We start from the raw sequence: 14,986 nt of genomic DNA on the forward strand, positions 1-14,986 counted from the left end.
GACGCGCGAAACCGGCCTGCCTCGTGGGAATGGATGGCATCCTAATGCGGCTCGGGCAGCAGCCGCGCCAGCGCGGCCGCGGCGAGTTCGCCGATGCGCGCGAGAAAATCGGTCGCGGCGTCGGCCTGAAAGCGCCGGGCATCCGGCGACGCCAGCACGAGCAGCCCGAAGGCCGGGGCATCCGCGGCGCGCCGCAACGGCAGCAGCGCGATCGAGGCCGCCGCGGCCGGGTCCGGCAGCCACTGCGCCGCTTCCAGCCCCGGGTTCGGCCCGCAGTACGGCTGCTGCAGCGACGTGGCGAACGCCCGCGCGTCGTCGCTCGCCCCTTGCGCGTACGGCGCGTCGGCCCAGCGCGCGTCACACCCCCAAAGCTTGAGGGCGACCTGCGGCACATCGAACGCCTGCGCCAGCCCCCCGGTGACCGCATCGGGCACGCGCGCGGGATCGTCCACCGCGAGCAGCGCACAGGTCCAGCGGTGCAGCCGCTCCAGCAGCGACGTGTTGTCCTGGCCGTGGCGGATCATCTCCGCCGCGCGCAGCTCCAGCTGGCGCAGCCGCTCGCGCAACACCTCCACCTGCCGCTCCTGCAGGCTGATCGCCCGCCCCGTGTGCGGGCTGGTCAGCTGCACCGCCGCCAGCAACTCCGCGTGGCGCTCGAAGAAGTCCGGCGTGTGGAGCAGGAATTGGGCGATGTCGTCTTCGGTGATCGGGGGCAGCGGCGGGTAGGCATTCACGGATCGGTCTCCTGCTGGTGCGGCGGTGCGCGCCGCGGATGGACGCGCCGGCGCCGCACCCCGCATTGTGGCGCAGCCTCAGCGCAGGTCGGGCACGTCCACCACGCCGGTGAACACCGGCTCGGCCGGCCCGGTCATGCGCACCGTAGCGGTCAGCCCCTGCGTCTGCAACGGCCACTCGATGGTCAGCCGCCCGCCGGGCAGGTCCACGTCGACACGCTCGTCGAACCAGCCCAGCCGGATCCCCGCCACCACCGCCGCGCACGCGCCGGTGCCACACGCCAGCGTCTCACCGGCCCCGCGCTCGTACACGCGCAGCCGCGCGTGCGCGCGGTCGACCACCTGCACGAAGCCCGCGTTGACGCGGCGCGGAAAACGCGCATGGCCTTCGATCGCCGGGCCCCACTGCGCCACCGGCGCGGCGTCCACGTCGTCCACGCGCGCCACCGCGTGGGGGTTGCCCATCGACAGCACCGCCACCCACGCCACCGGCTCGCCGGCCAGCGGCAGTGCCAGCGGCCAGCGCTGCCAGCCGCCCTCGGCGCGCGGCGCGAGCCCCTCGGGGTCGAACGGCACCCGCGCAGGCTCGAATACCGGGGACCCCATGTCCACGGTCACCCGGCCGTCGTCCTGCAGCGCCAGCGTCAGCACCCCGGCACGCGTGGCCACGCGCACCGTGCGCTGCGGCGTCAGCCCGGCGTCGTGCACGTAGCGCACGAAGCAGCGCGCCCCGTTGCCGCAGTTTTCGACCTCGCCCCCGTCGGCGTTGTGGATCACGTATTCGAAATCGACCCCGGGATGCGGTGCGGGCCGCACGCTCAGGATCTGGTCGGCACCGACACCGAAATGCCGGTCCGCCAGCCAGCGGTACTGCGCCGGCGAGAGGTTGAGCGGGCCACGCGTCTCGTCGAGCACGACGAAGTCGTTGCCCGCCCCCTGCATCTTGGTGAACGCCACCCGCATCAGCTCGCCTGCTCCGCGACGAAGATCTCCACCCGCCGGTTGCGGGCGCGCCCTTCGGCGGTGTCGTTGCTCGCGATGGGCTCGCGCGAGCCGCGCCCGTCGATCGCGATGCGGCCAATCGCCACCCCGCGCGCCACCAGGTAGTCGCGCACGGCTGCAGCACGGTTGATCGACAGGGGATTGTTGATCGCGTCGCTGCCGGTGCTGTCCGTGTGGCCGATGATGGTCACGCGCGCCGCCGGGTTGCGCTGCAGCCCCTGCGCGAAGGTATCGAGCACCGCGCGGAAATTGGGCTTGATGTCGGCACGCCCGACGTCGAACGAAATGTCGCTCGGGATCTCGAGCTTGAGCCGGTTGTCCGCGGTTTGCGTCACCGCCACGCCGGTACCGGCGGTGGCCGCCTCCATCTCGCGCTTTTGCTGCTCCATCCGGCTGGACCAGACATAGCCGCCCAGTGCGCCGGCCCCAGCGCCGATGGCCGCGCCGCGCACCGCCCCCTTGCTGCCATCGGTCACCGCGCCAAGCACGGCCCCGGCGGCGGCGCCGATCATCGCGCCGCGGGCGGTCCCGGACTTCTGCTCCTCGGACATGTTGGCGCAGCCCGTTGCGGCCAACGCCGCCGCGAGCGCGATCCCCGCCGCCGCGCGGCGGCCCCTGAACCCCTGGTCAAACCAAGCCACCATGATGGCACTCCTTTCCCGTTGGGCGCCCATGGGCGCGAACGGCTACCATTGTGCGCCACAACCGCGCGGCCGGCCACCCCGGCGGGCGCGTCCGTCACCAACGGTTACACCGGATACACGCCATGGTGCGCCCCCATCTGCGCCTGCACCCGCCCCACGAACCCCCGGTTCCGCGGCCCGCCGCCACCGTCGTGCTGGTGCGCGACGGGGCGCAGGGCCTGGAGGTGTTGATGACGCGCCGCTCGGCCCATGCGCGCTTCGCGCCCGGGGCCTACGTGTTCCCGGGTGGCGCCATCGACGCCGACGACCACACCGATGCGCCGCATCCGGCCATCGCGTGGCGCCCTGAACAGGCCGCGGGTGACCGACCCGCGCTGCTGGCCGCGGTGCGCGAGTGCTTCGAGGAGCTGGGCGTGTTGCTGGCCCGGGATGCGACGGGACGCTGGGTCGCGCCGGATACCGTCGCCGCGCTGGATCGGCACGCCCCGCTGCTGCCGCAATGCGTGGCGCGCGGCCTGACGCTGGCGGCGGACACCCTGGGGTGGCTGGCCCGCTGGATCACCGACCGGGACTTGCCGATACGCTTCGACGTGGCGTTTTTCGTCGCCCCGATGCCGCCGGGCCAAACGCCGATAGCCGACGACCGCGAACAGTTCGAGCCGGTCTGGATCACGCCGACCGAGGCGCTGCAGCGGCACGCGGCCGGTGCGCTGCCGATGGTCTTCCCCACGGTACGCACGCTGGAGCACCTGCGGCGCTATGCGGACAGCGCCGCGCTGCTGGCCGAATGCGCGCGTCACCGCGGGCCGCCGTGGACGAGCTGCCCGCGCGCCGGCTGGCTCCACGGCCAGGAAGCCCGCTTCATGGAGCACGAGGCCCCCTACGGCGAGCTGGCGCTGACCTGCCCCGACGGGCAACTGGCCCACATGCTCGACTGGCGCCATGACGCGCCGGTGGCGCTCGCGCGCCACGTCCAGCGCCTGACCGCCCCCAACCCCGGGCCAATGACCGGCCCCGGCACCAACAGCTATCTGGTCGGCGAACCCGACACGGGCCACGTCGTCATCGACCCGGGCCCGGACGAGCCGGCCCACCTGCAGCGGCTGTTCGACGCGACGGCGGGCGACATCCGCGCGATCGTCTGCACCCACTCCCACCCGGACCATGCGCCGGGTGCCAAGCCCTTGCAGGCGCTGTGCGCCGCGGCGGGCCGCGCCGTGCCGCCGGTGCTCGGGCTGCCCAGCGGCCCTACTGCGCGGCCGACCAGCCACTTCCGCCCGGACCGCGCGCTCGCCGACGGCGAGCGGCTCACCCTCACCACCGGCGACGGCACGGTCCGGCACACGCTGCGCGTGCTGCACACGCCCGGCCACGCCGCCAACCACCTGTGCCTGGTGCTGGAGGAGGACGGCCTACTCTTTTCCGGCGACCACATCCTTAACGGCAGCACCACCGTGATCGACCCGCCGGACGGCGACATGGACGCGTATCTGGCGTCGCTGCAACGCCTGCGCGCCGCCTGCGACAGCGACCGCATCGAGTTCATCCTGCCCGCGCACGGCTACGTGCTCGGGGACGCCCCGCGGGCCATCGAGCGCCTGCACGCGCACCGGCTGCAACGCGAGGCCAAGATCGCGCGCGTGCTCGCCACGCATCCCACGGGCGATCTCGATCTGTGGGTCCGGCACGCCTACGATGACGTGCCGCCGCACCTGTGGCCGGTGGCGAAGCGCTCGCTGCTGGCGCACGTGCTGCGTCTGCGAGGTCACGCGCCATGACGACATCCCCCCCGACGATGACCCTGGCCCGCATCGGGCTGGCGGTGTGCCTGGGTGCCGCGCTCGGCGTCGCCGCCCCGCCGGTGCGGGCGGACATGAACGCCGCGCTGGAAAAAGGCTGCCTGAATTGCCACGGCAACCCGCCGCGCGGCAAAGCGCCGACGATCGCGGCACTGGCGGCGCGCTACGCCAGCGCGGCCGGCGATGAGCAGCGGATCCAGCAGCTCGCCGACCGCCTGCGGGAGCACCACCTCTTCGGCGGTGTGCCCGCGCACGAGCGGCTCACGGCCGAAGAGGCCGAGCGGTTCGTGCGCTGGCTCGTTGCCGGGGGCGGCTGATGCGCCGACGCGCCGTCCGCGAACGAAAGGGTGAAGCCCGCCGGTACGCCGGATTCTGTGCGCCGGGGTCGCCCCCGGCGTGACCGCCATTCCTCTGGGCCGCCGGTCACCCGGTCGGCTCGGTGCCACCTACCCGCCAGCACGGCCCGCGGGCCACGGGCTGGGGTTGCCCCCGGGCTGGCCTACTTGGTGTTGCTGCGCGTAGAGATTGCCGCGTTTCACCCCGGTCTGAACCGGCTCGTCTCTGTGGCTCTGATCCGCACCTTGCGGTGGAGAGGCGTTACCTCCTACGCTGCCCTGCGCAGTCCGGACGTTCCTCCAGCGCGCCCTTGCGGGCCTTGCGCCAGCGGCGGTCTGGCGGACTTCACATCCCAATTATGCGTCAACGCCGCTGCACATGCCATTGTCCCGGCCGGGGTGGCAACCCAAGTGCATGCGCGGCCCACTCACGGCAACCCCGGTCGGGACACCCAACGGCGACCGGAGCACCGTGGCTGTGCCCCGCGCCCGCAAGCGGTGCAACACCCACCCACCGTGCACCGTGACAACCGCACCACATCGGTGTGCGCTTACATGCGCACACCCCAGACGTAGCGCTGCGGTGGCGCAACCGCCACCCCCTCCTCAGCGGCGAGCTCGCCCCGCGTCTGTGGGAGACGCCGTGCCTGCCACGCCTCCAGCAAGCGCTGCGCGTGCTGCGCCAAGGTGTCGTCGGACAACTCCTGTGCTTTTTGCCGCGCCAGCGCCACCATCGCCTGTGCGTAGGCATAGTCGGTGGCCATCCACTCAATGTCGGTGATACGCCCCACTTTGCGGCGCAGGGCCACGTGCAAATGTGCTGCCGCAGCGGTCAGATCAATCGATGCCATCGGCCCCTCCTTCACGACACACGCGTTGGGGCGCAAGCAAGCTTCATGCCGCACGCCGCGCTCCGGCCTCGGACACACGCCGCCTCCCGACGCGACAGCGCCCAACTCCTCGCTATCATGCCGGCCTCGCCCGATGAACACGGGCCACGTGAGGTTGCCATGATCCGCATTGCCGAACTGAAACTGCCGCTGCAGGCGCTGCCCGTCGAGGCGCGCCGCGCCGCCGACGCGCCGGCCGAAACCGACGCCGACCGCACCCCGCAGCCGCACCCCATCGAGGCGCTGCGCACGCTGGCCGCCCAAGCGCTGGCGCTGCCCGAGTCGGCCATCGCCAACCTGCACGTGCACAAGCGCAGCTTCGACGCGCGCGGCACCGCGCTGCGGGCGGTCTATATCGTCGACGTGGCCTTGGCCGACCCCGCGCAGGAAGACGCCGTGTTGCAGCGCCTCGCGGGGCACGCGCATGTGCAGCGCACGCCGGACATGAGCTGGCAACCGCCGGCACGCGCCGCCGCCGACTGGACGCCCGCCGCGGACGAGCGGCCCGTGGTCGTCGGCTTCGGGCCGTGCGGGATCCTCGCGGCGCTGACGCTGGCCGAAATGGGGCTGCGCCCGATCGTGCTGGAGCGCGGTCGCCCGGTACGCCAGCGCACGAAAGACACCTGGGGCCTGTGGCGCCGGCGCGAGCTCAACCCGGACTCCAACGTCCAGTTCGGCGAAGGCGGCGCGGGGTTGTTTTCCGACGGCAAGCTCTACAGCCAGATCAAGGACCCGCGCCACCTGGGCCGGCGCGTCATGCAGGCCTTCGTCGACGCCGGCGCCCCGCCGGAAATTTTGTACGAAGCGCACCCGCACATCGGCACCTTCAAGCTGGTCAAGGTGGTCGAGGCGCTGCGCGCGCGCATCACCGCGCTGGGAGGCGAGATCCGCTTCGAGCAGCAGGTGGTCGACTTCGTGCTCGCGCCAGCCGGCGAGGGACGCTGGCGGCTGCAGGGCCTGCGCGTGCACGACCGCGGCGCGCACGGCACCGAATACGAACTGCCCGCGCAGCGGGTGATCCTGGCGCTGGGCCACAGCGCGCGCGATACGTTCGAGCGGCTGCACCAGCGCGGCGTGCGGCTGGAGCCCAAGCCCTTTTCCATCGGCGTGCGTATCGAGCATCCGCAGGGCATGATCGACCGCGCGCGCTGGGGCCGCCACGCAGGCCACCCGCTGCTGGGCGCGGCGGCCTACAAGCTCGTGCACCACGCCGCCAACGGCCGTGCCGTCTACAGCTTTTGCATGTGCCCGGGCGGCACGGTCGTCGCCGCCACCAGCGAAGCCGAGCGTGTCGTCACCAACGGCATGAGCCAGTACTCGCGCGCCGAGCGCAACGCCAACGCCGGGCTGGTCGTGGGCATCGGCCCGCAGGACTTCCCGCAGCACGACGCGGCGGCGTGGCGCGCCGCCTTTGGCGACGCGGCGGGCAGCCGCTACGCCGCCGAGGCGGCCGCGCTGCCCGACGGCGCCGTCCACCCGCTCGCGGGCGTGGTGCTGCAGCGCACGCTGGAAAGCGCCGCCTACCGCGCCGGTGGCGGCGGCTACAACGCGCCGGGACAGCTCGTCGGCGACTTTCTGGCCGGGCGGCCGTCCGCCACCTTTGGGGACGTGCTCCCCTCGTACAAGCCCGGTGTCACGCTGGGTGACCTGGCCACGGTGCTGCCCGACGACGCGGTGGCCGCGATGCGCGAGGCGCTGCCCGCCTTCGGCCGCCAGATCCGCGGCTACGACCGGGCCGATGCGGTCATGACCGGGGTCGAGACCCGCACCTCGTCACCGCTGCGCATCCCGCGCGGGCCCGACTACCAGAGCCTCAACGTCGAGGGCCTGTACCCGGCGGGCGAAGGGGCCGGGTACGCGGGCGGCATCCTCTCCGCCGGCGTGGACGGCGTGCGCGTGGCCGAAGCGCTGGGCTGCCACGTACTCGGCGTCACCCCGCCGCCACCGGACCGCGTCCCGCATGCAGGCGTTGCGTACGGCTGAACCGGCCTATTTCGTCAACCACCGGGCGCGAGGCGCGCCGGCGTAAGGGTGGACCGACGGCAGCGGCACACCACAACGACGCCACTGCCACCGTCCCCCGCGCATCACAGCGCCTGCAAGGCCGCGATGCGCTCCTCGATCGGCGGGTGCGTGGCAAAGAGCTTGCCGATCCCGCCGGTGATGCCCATCGCCTGCATGCCCTGCGGCAGCGCCCCGGGGTGCAGGCCGCCCAGCCGCGCCAGCGCGTTGATCATCGGCTGCTTGCGACCCATCAGCATCGCCGCCCCGGCGTCCGCACGGAACTCGCGCTGGCGGCTGAACCACGCGACGATGATCGCGGCCAGGAACCCGAGCACGATCTCCATCACGATGCTGGTGACCAGATACCCGATCCCGGGGCCGGACGATTCGCTGTCACCGCGGCGCAGGAAGCTGTCCACCACGTAGCCGATGACGCGGCTCAGGAACACGACGAAGGTGTTCATCACCCCTTGGATCAGCGTCATCGTCACCATGTCGCCGTTGGCGATGTGCGCCACCTCGTGCGCCAGCACCGCCTCCACCTCCTCGCGCGTCATGTTGGCGAGCAGCCCCGTGGAGACGCCCACCAGCGCGTCGTTCTTGAACGCGCCGGTGGCAAACGCGTTGGGTTCGCCCTCGTAGATGCCGACCTCGGGCATGCCGATGCCGGCCTGATCGGCCAGCTTGCGCACGGTGGCCAGCAGCCAAGCCTCGTCGGCGCTGCGCGGCTGGTCGATGATGACCATGCCCGTACTCCACTTGGCCATCGGCTTGCTCATCAGCAGCGAGATGAACGCGCCGCCAAAACCGATCACCAGCGAGAAGACGGCCAGCGCCGTCATGTCCAACCCGTTGGCGGTGAGGAAGCGGTCCACCCCGAGGATGCGGGTGGTGATCAACAACACCGCCATCACGGCGAGGTTGGTCAGAACCAGCAACAGAATACGTTTCATCGGGTCTCCGTCAGCGCGTTGGATCAAAACGAGGGCCCTGCGGGCGGCAGCCCTTGGAGGCACCCTTGCAGGTGAGGGTCACACCGCCGCCGTTCAAGCCCGGCGATAGTATCAGCGCTGGCTGATCCTTCCCGGGGTCGAGAGTTCCAGGCACCAAGCGCAGCACCGCCGAACCGGGCATGTCGGCGTCGCATGTCACAAAATCACCACAATGACACCCTCAGGCGCGCCGCAGGCCCGCCACTTCCTTATATCCTAGCGGCGCGCGAGCACGCGCTGCGCACTTGACCCAACGGGAGAGGCCCCATGATCGACCGCCAACGCAGGCTCTTGCTGTGCACCCCACTGTTGACCATGCTGGGGGCGGGCGCGGCTCGCAGTCAGCCCGCCGAGGCCCAGTGCATCGTCCCCGCGCAACCAGGCGGCGGCTTTGACCTGACGTGCCGTCTGGCCCAAAGCGCCTTAACCGACGGCGGACTGCTCCCCACCCCCTTGCGCATGGTTCACATGCCGGGCGGCGTCGGGGCCGTGGCCTATCACCACATCGTCAACCAGCGGCCAGCCGACGGCAACGTCATCGTGGCCTTCTCGGGTGGCTCGTTGCTGAATCTGGCTTTGGGCAAATTTGGCAACCACAGCGTGCGCGATGTGCGCTGGCTGGCCTCGGTGGGCACAGACTACGGGACCGTCATGGTGCGGGCCGACGCCCCCTACGCGAAGCTCAAGGCGCTCATCACCGCCCTCAAAGAGGACCCCAACAAGATCGTGATCGGTGGTGGGGGCTCGGTGGGCAGCCAGGATTGGTTCAAGGCAGCCCTGACCGCACGCGCCGCAGGCATTCCCACGGCCCGCATGCGTTACCTGGGCTTTGAGGGGGGCGGTGCCGCGATGACGGCACTGCAAAATGGCCATATCCAGGTTGTGATGGGCGACGCCTCTGAAGCCATCCAGTTCCTGGAGAAAAACACCCCCGTGCGGATACTGGCGGTCTACAGTCAGCAGCGGCTGCCGGGCCGCCTGGCCAATACCCCCACGGCGTTGGAGCAAGGCTTTGACATCGACTGGCCTGTCATTCGGGGCTTCTACATGGGGCCCAAGGTGTCGGAAACCGACTACCAATGGTGGGTGGCCGCCTTTAAAAAGGCCATGAGCGCTCCCGGCTTTGCCGCCTTGCAGCAACAGCGGGGATTGTTTCCGCTCGATCTGGTGGGGCCCGAGCTTGAGCGTTTTGTGAAAGAGCGCACCCGCGCCTACGCTCAACTGGTCAAAGAATTCGTTTTGGCGCATTGACCGCTCGGCCCCGCTGCGCCGCCGTCGCGGTGACAGCCGGCCGCACGGGCTGCGCCTCACGCCCCCACCACAGCCATCACCCCCATGCGCGTCTTGCTCGTCGAGGACGAACCCGAATTGGCCCGTTGGTTGGGCAAAACCTTGTCGCGGCACGCGGGCTTCGTCGTCGAGTGGGCCCATGATGGACAGCTCGCCGACCGCCGCTTGGCCACCGAAAGCTTCGATGCGGTCGTGCTGGATTTGGGTCTGCCCGGCATGGATGGACGCAGCGTGATTGCGCGCATGCGGGAGCGCGACGACCGCACACCGGTGTTGGTGCTCACCGCGCGCGACTCGCTGGCCGAACGCGTAGGCTCGCTGCTGGACGGAGCAGACGATTTTTTGCCCAAACCTTTCATGATCGAGGAGCTCCAGGCGCGCCTGCAGGCGCTGGTGCGCCGCTCCCGCGGCTTACAACACCCCCGGCTGGCATGCGGACCGCTGACCTACGATGTGGCCACGCAACGCTTCAGCGTGCACGGCGAGACGCTGGCGCTGTCGCCGCGTGAACACGCCGTGTTGCGTGCGCTTATCCAAAAGAGCGGCGAGCCGCTGAGCAAACAACAAATCCTCGAGCGCGTCTTTGCCGACGACGCCGACGTCAACTGCGAGGCCGTGGAGGTTTACGTACACCGCCTGCGCAAAAAACTCGCCGGCAAGGGCGCACAGATCGTGACGCTGCGCGGACTGGGCTACTGTCTGGAGCCCGAGCAACCGTGAAATCGTGGCAACGCCTGAGCCTCAAAGCGGTCTTGCTGGGGTGGCTCGTGCCGGGCCTGGTGCTGATCATGGGGCTGACGCTGTGGCGCTCCAATCAGCTGCTGCGCCAAGAGGTCGACGCCGCCTACGATCGCGCCCTGGCCGGGGCGCTGCGCGCCATCGATCTCAACGTCTCCACCGCCAGCGGTGGACTCGCCGTCGAGCAACCCTTCGTGCTGCTCGAATTTTTCGAGCTGACCACCAACGCGCGCGTGTATTTTCGCGTCGCTACCGAAGACGGCTTGGCCGAGATCGGCAGCCCCTTTCTGCCGCTGCCCGCCGAGCCCCTGCGCACGGGCGAGCCACGCTTTTACTACGCCATGCACGAGGACACACCGGTGCGCGTGGCGGCGCTGGCCCGCCCGGCCACACCGCCACTGCCCAACAACCCGACGACCCGCATCGTCTTGCAGGTGGCCGAAAGCGTGGGCACGCGAGAGATATTCCTGCGCCAGCTGCTGCGTCGCAGCATCGAGCGCGACCTCATCGGCATCGCCATGAGCGTGGTGCTATTGATCGTTGGCGTGGTGGTGGCGCTGCGGCCCTTGACACGGCTGCAACGCGAACTCGAGGCCCGGGCGGCAGACGACCTGCGCCCCATCGACGACACGGGTGTGCCCACCGAGGTACGGCCTCTGGTGGCGGCCGTCAATCGGCACATGGCGCGCTACGCCGACATGGCGCGCGCGCAGCGGCAGTTTCTCGACGATGCCTCGCATCAGCTGCGCACGCCGCTGAGCGTGCTGCGCACGCAAGTGGACTACGCGCTGCGCGAGCACGACATGGCCGAGGTGCACCGCGCCTTGCAGGCCATGCACGAGGGGTTGGATCGCGCCGTGCGCATGGTCAATCAGATGCTGGCGCTGGCGCGCGCCCGTGACGCGTCGCTGACCTTGCAGTCGTGGGTCCGCGAAACCGTGGACCTGAGTGCACTGGCGTGCGAGGTGGTGCGACTGCAGCTCCCGCAAGCCCGATCCAAGCGTCTGGACCTTGGGGTCGAAGCCCCGGATAACGGCCCGCTCATCCACGGCTGCGAATGGATGCTGCGAGAGGCCGTCGCCAACTTGCTCGACAACGCCATTCGCTACACCCCTGAGGGGGGATCGATCACGGTGGCGGTGCGCAGCCACAGCGGCTGCGTGTGGATCGAAATCGAAGATCAAGGCCCGGGCATGACGCCACACGACATCACACTGGCGGGCACACGCTTTCGGCGTGGAACAGCAGGCAAAGCGCTGCCGGGAGCCGGGTTGGGGCTGGCCATCGTGCACACCATCGCGCAGGCCCACGGCGCACGGCTGGAGCTGCGCAATCGAACGGACGGGCGCACCGGCTTGGTGGCGGCCTTGGTGTTTTCCCTAGGAGGTCCCGCGCATTCCGAAAGCTAACTGAAAGGCGGTGTTCGCTACCGTAGGCGCTCCCGACAAACAGACGGGCAACCCTCGACATTGGAGACATCGACGATGAACTGGAAAAACTGGCTACTTTCAACTGTCGTAGCACTGACGGGGTGGGCCACCGCAACCGTGCAGGCCGAGCCAGCGCGCCCCGAATGCGTCGCGCCCGCCCAGCCCGGCGGCGGCTTTGACCTCACCTGCCGTCTGGCTCAAACCGCCTTGGCCGACAGCGGCGCCCTCAAAACGCCGATGCGCATCTCCTACATGCCTGGCGGCGTGGGTGCCGTGGCCTACAACAACATCATCACCCAGCGCCCGGGGGAAGCCGGCACCATCGTGGCCTTCTCCGGCGGCTCGCTGCTGAACTTGGCTCAGGGCAAATTTGGCAAATACACGGTCGACGACGTGCGCTGGCTCGCCGCCATCGGAGCCGACTACGGGGTCATCATGGTGCGCGCTGACGGCCCCTACCAAGACCTCAAGGCACTCATGGCCGCGCTCAAGGGCGACCCCGGCCAAATCGTATTTGGCGGTGGCGGCTCGGTCGGCAGCCAAGACTGGATGAAAGCGGCTCTCACAGCCAAAGCCGCCGGCGTGGACTACAAGCGCATCCGCTACGTGGCGTTCGAAGGCGGAGGGGATGCGTTGACCGCGCTGCGTGGCGGCCACATCCACGTACAAATGGGCGACGCCTCCGAAGCCGCGCAAGCGCTCGAGGGTGGTGCCCCCGTGCGCGTGCTGGCCGTCTACAGCCAGAAGCGCCTGCCGGGCCGGCTCTCCAACGTGCCCACCGCGATCGAGCAGGGATTCGCTATCGATTGGCCCATCATCCGCGGCTTCTACATGGGGCCCAAAGTCTCGGACGCCGACTACCAATGGTGGGCGGCCGCCTTCAAAAAGGCGATGAGTGCGCCTGGCTTCGCTACCTTGCAGCAACAGCGCGGTCTCTTCCCCTTCGACATGGTGGGGGCTGAGCTCGACCGCTACGTCAAGGAGCGCACTCGCGCTTACGCCGAACTGGTCAAAGAATTCGGCCTGTCCAAGTAACCCCCCGCTCGACCCCGCCGCTGCACGCCGCAGGCGGCGGGGTTCGTGTATCTTTCTGTACATCTGCACATCTGTACCGACAGGAAGCGCCCCATGTTTCTGAACGACCGTGTGCTGGGGCTGTTTGCCCTGCTGCTGGCCGCGCTGCTGGCCTGGAAGGGCTGGGACTTGCAGGCCCCCTTCTCCTACGAGCCCGTCGGTCCGCGCGCCTTTCCGCTGCTGCTGGCGACCGTCATCGCCGGCTGCGGCGCGTGGCTGCTCGTGCGCGGCCGCGAACACGCCGAGCCCAACCCCCCGGGGGCCAACACACGCATCGCCGCCATGGCCGCGCTGGTCACGGGCTATGCGCTGGCCTTTGTGAGCCTGGGCTTCATCGTGTCCACCGCGCTCATGGCCACGCTCGTCGGCCGCCTATTCGGGGGCCGTTGGCACCACTGCGCCATCGGCGGCGCGGGCCTGGGACTGGGCCTTTACCTGCTGTTCGACAAGGTGTTTGAGGTGGTCCTGCCCATGGGCGTGCTGAATTTCGGGAGCTAAAGAATGGATGTTTTGCAACACCTGGGGCTGGGTTTTGGTGTGGCCCTCTCCCCGACCAACTTGCTGGTAGCCGCCGTCGGGGCTTTCTTGGGGACGGTGGTCGGGGTGCTGCCGGGCCTGGGCCCCATCAACGGCGTGGCCATGCTGGTACCCATCGCTTTTGCGATGAACCTGCCGCCCGAAACATCGCTGATACTGCTGGCAGCGGTCTACGTCGGTGCAGAGTACGGTGGGCGCATCACTTCCATTTTGCTCAATGTGCCGGGCGAAGCCGCCGCGGTCATGACCACGCTCGACGGCTACCCCTTGGCCCGCCAAGGCATGGCCAGCGTGGCCCTGTCGCTGTCGGCTTGGGCTTCCTTTATCGGCTCAACCGTGGCGATTCTGGGCGTGGCCGCTTTTGCACCGCTGGTGGCCAAATGGGCGCTGGCCTTCGGTCCGGCCGAGTACTTTGTGTTGATGGTGTTTGCCTTTTGTGCCCTGAGCAGCCTGCTGGGCGACCAACCGGTCAAAGGCGTACTAGCAGCGACCATCGGCCTGGCGATCGCCTGCGTGGGGGTGGACGCGAACTCGGGCGTCTACCGCTACACCTTTGATCTGCCCGAGCTGGCCGATGGCATCGATTTCGTCGTCGTGGTCATCGGTTTGTTTGCCATCGCCGAAATGCTGCAAATGCTGGAGAACCTGCTCACCGGGCAGAAGGTCGAGGTGCCCCCGGGCGAACGCAAGCTCTTCAACTGGCGCGAGCTGCGGCTGACGTGGTGGACCACCGTGCGCTCGGCGCTGATGGGCTTTGGCATTGGCGTGCTGCCCGGAGCCGGAGCCAGCGTCGCCTCGGCCGTGGCCTATGCCAACGAAAAGCGCTTGCACGAAGGCAAAGACCCCAATGCCCGATTTGGTCAGGGTGACTTGCGTGGACTGGCCGCGCCGGAAGCCGCCAACAACAGCGCCGCCACCGGCTCCTTCATCCCCATGCTCACGCTGGGCGTGCCCGGCTCGGGCACCACGGCGGTGATGATGGGGGCCCTCACGCTCTACAACATCACCCCCGGCCCGGTGCTCTTCGACGCCCAGCCTGCACTGGTGTGGGGTCTCATCGCCTCACTCTTCATCGCCAACGTGATGCTCTTCATCATGAACGTGCCCATGGTGCGCGTCTTCGCCGCGATGCTGGCCATCCCCGGCTGGCTGCTGGTGCCGGGCATCCTGGCGGTGAGCTTCATCGGCGTGTACGCGCTCAGCTCCAGCACCTTCGATCTGCTGCTGATGGTGGGCATCGGCGTGGTCGGCTACGGCCTGCGCAAAATGGGCCTGCCGATGGCCCCGATGGTGCTGGGCGTGGTGCTCGGTGGCTTGATGGAGCAAAACCTGCGCCGTGCGCTGTCGATCACCAACGGCGAGCTGCACATCCTGTGGTCCAGCCCGGTGACGATGGGGTTGTGGATGTTGGCCGCGGCCGTGCTGGTGGTGCCACCGCTGCTGCGCGCACGCAGGCACCGTCGCTCGGCCACCACGCCCCGCGGCGACGCGCTCGCCCAGCGCACACAGTGACAAGT

Annotated in this window: 14 protein-coding genes and 1 other RNA gene; 9 read left to right on the plus strand and 6 right to left on the minus strand. The window is 69.6% G+C overall.

The annotated features are described in order from the left end of the window. Positions 1–41 precede the first annotated feature (41 nt). The 3 genes from LCC91_RS10915 to LCC91_RS10925 form a co-directional block, all read right to left on the minus strand. Positions 42–734, minus strand: coding sequence for a DUF484 family protein (locus tag LCC91_RS10915; protein WP_043697965.1), 693 nt, complete (start codon positions 732–734; stop codon positions 42–44). 78 nt (positions 735–812) lie between these two features. Continuing rightward, the gene (gene dapF / locus LCC91_RS10920) at positions 813–1,697 is read right to left on the minus strand and encodes a diaminopimelate epimerase (protein ID WP_043697962.1); all 885 of its coding nucleotides are present in this window, start codon (positions 1,695–1,697) and stop codon (positions 813–815) included. Next, positions 1,697–2,380, minus strand: a complete 684-nt coding sequence (locus LCC91_RS10925) for an OmpA family protein (RefSeq protein WP_052231303.1) — start codon at positions 2,378–2,380, stop codon at positions 1,697–1,699. The genes dapF and LCC91_RS10925 overlap by 1 nt, the downstream gene beginning before the upstream one ends. Before the next feature lie 122 nt (positions 2,381–2,502). Here LCC91_RS10925 and LCC91_RS10930 point away from each other — a divergent pair, with 122 nt between their 5' ends. Both LCC91_RS10930 and LCC91_RS10935 read left to right on the plus strand, forming a co-directional pair. Continuing rightward, positions 2,503–4,158: an MBL fold metallo-hydrolase gene (locus LCC91_RS10930; protein ID WP_043697959.1), complete on the plus strand. Its 1,656-nt coding sequence runs from the start codon at positions 2,503–2,505 to the stop codon at positions 4,156–4,158. After that, positions 4,155–4,496 carry a c-type cytochrome gene (locus LCC91_RS10935; protein ID WP_143897306.1) on the plus strand — a complete coding sequence of 114 codons (342 nt, stop codon included), beginning with the start codon at positions 4,155–4,157 and terminating at the stop codon, positions 4,494–4,496. Before LCC91_RS10930 ends, LCC91_RS10935 begins: the two co-directional genes overlap by 4 nt. Before the next feature lie 28 nt (positions 4,497–4,524). On the opposite strand, the gene rnpB is transcribed toward LCC91_RS10935, so the two are convergent. Together rnpB and LCC91_RS10945 are read right to left on the minus strand one after the other, a co-directional pair. After that, an RNA gene (gene rnpB, locus LCC91_RS10940) (RNase P RNA component class A) lies at positions 4,525–4,862 on the minus strand. A 203-nt stretch (positions 4,863–5,065) separates the two neighbouring features. Next, positions 5,066–5,365: a hypothetical protein gene (locus LCC91_RS10945; RefSeq protein ID WP_043697955.1), complete on the minus strand. Its 300-nt coding sequence runs from the start codon at positions 5,363–5,365 to the stop codon at positions 5,066–5,068. Positions 5,366–5,524: 159 nt separating this feature from the next. On the opposite strand from LCC91_RS10945, the gene LCC91_RS10950 reads away from it, so the two are divergent. Then, positions 5,525–7,387, plus strand: coding sequence for an NAD(P)/FAD-dependent oxidoreductase (locus LCC91_RS10950; protein WP_052231302.1), 1,863 nt, complete (start codon positions 5,525–5,527; stop codon positions 7,385–7,387). Between the two features lie 104 nt (positions 7,388–7,491). Here the strand turns inward: LCC91_RS10950 and htpX are convergent, their stop codons facing one another. After that, positions 7,492–8,361: a protease HtpX gene (gene htpX / locus LCC91_RS10955; RefSeq protein WP_143897305.1), complete on the minus strand. Its 870-nt coding sequence runs from the start codon at positions 8,359–8,361 to the stop codon at positions 7,492–7,494. A 306-nt stretch (positions 8,362–8,667) separates the two neighbouring features. Here htpX and LCC91_RS10960 point away from each other — a divergent pair, with 306 nt between their 5' ends. From LCC91_RS10960 to LCC91_RS10985, 6 genes are all read left to right on the plus strand, one after another. Next, entirely contained in the window at positions 8,668–9,651 is a 984-nt protein-coding gene (locus LCC91_RS10960) for a Bug family tripartite tricarboxylate transporter substrate binding protein (RefSeq protein ID WP_143897304.1), read from the plus strand. An 84-nt stretch (positions 9,652–9,735) separates the two neighbouring features. Beyond that, on the plus strand, positions 9,736–10,410 hold the full coding sequence (locus tag LCC91_RS10965; RefSeq protein ID WP_143897303.1) for a response regulator: 675 nt from the start codon (positions 9,736–9,738) through the stop codon (positions 10,408–10,410). Between the two features lie 68 nt (positions 10,411–10,478). Further along, positions 10,479–11,837 carry a sensor histidine kinase gene (locus LCC91_RS10970; RefSeq protein ID WP_058615828.1) on the plus strand — a complete coding sequence of 453 codons (1,359 nt, stop codon included), beginning with the start codon at positions 10,479–10,481 and terminating at the stop codon, positions 11,835–11,837. 75 nt (positions 11,838–11,912) lie between these two features. Continuing rightward, positions 11,913–12,893, plus strand: coding sequence for a Bug family tripartite tricarboxylate transporter substrate binding protein (locus tag LCC91_RS10975; RefSeq protein WP_143897302.1), 981 nt, complete (start codon positions 11,913–11,915; stop codon positions 12,891–12,893). A gap of 99 nt (positions 12,894–12,992) precedes the next feature. After that, complete coding sequence (locus tag LCC91_RS10980) at positions 12,993–13,430, plus strand: tripartite tricarboxylate transporter TctB family protein (RefSeq protein WP_390612118.1); 438 nt, start codon at positions 12,993–12,995, stop codon at positions 13,428–13,430. A gap of 3 nt (positions 13,431–13,433) precedes the next feature. Beyond that, positions 13,434–14,981, plus strand: coding sequence for a tripartite tricarboxylate transporter permease (locus tag LCC91_RS10985; RefSeq protein WP_058615796.1), 1,548 nt, complete (start codon positions 13,434–13,436; stop codon positions 14,979–14,981). The last annotated feature ends 5 nt before the right edge of the window (positions 14,982–14,986 follow it).

This window comes from Tepidimonas taiwanensis (genome assembly GCF_020162115.1).
Taxonomy (GTDB): domain Bacteria; phylum Pseudomonadota; class Gammaproteobacteria; order Burkholderiales; family Burkholderiaceae_C; genus Tepidimonas; species Tepidimonas taiwanensis.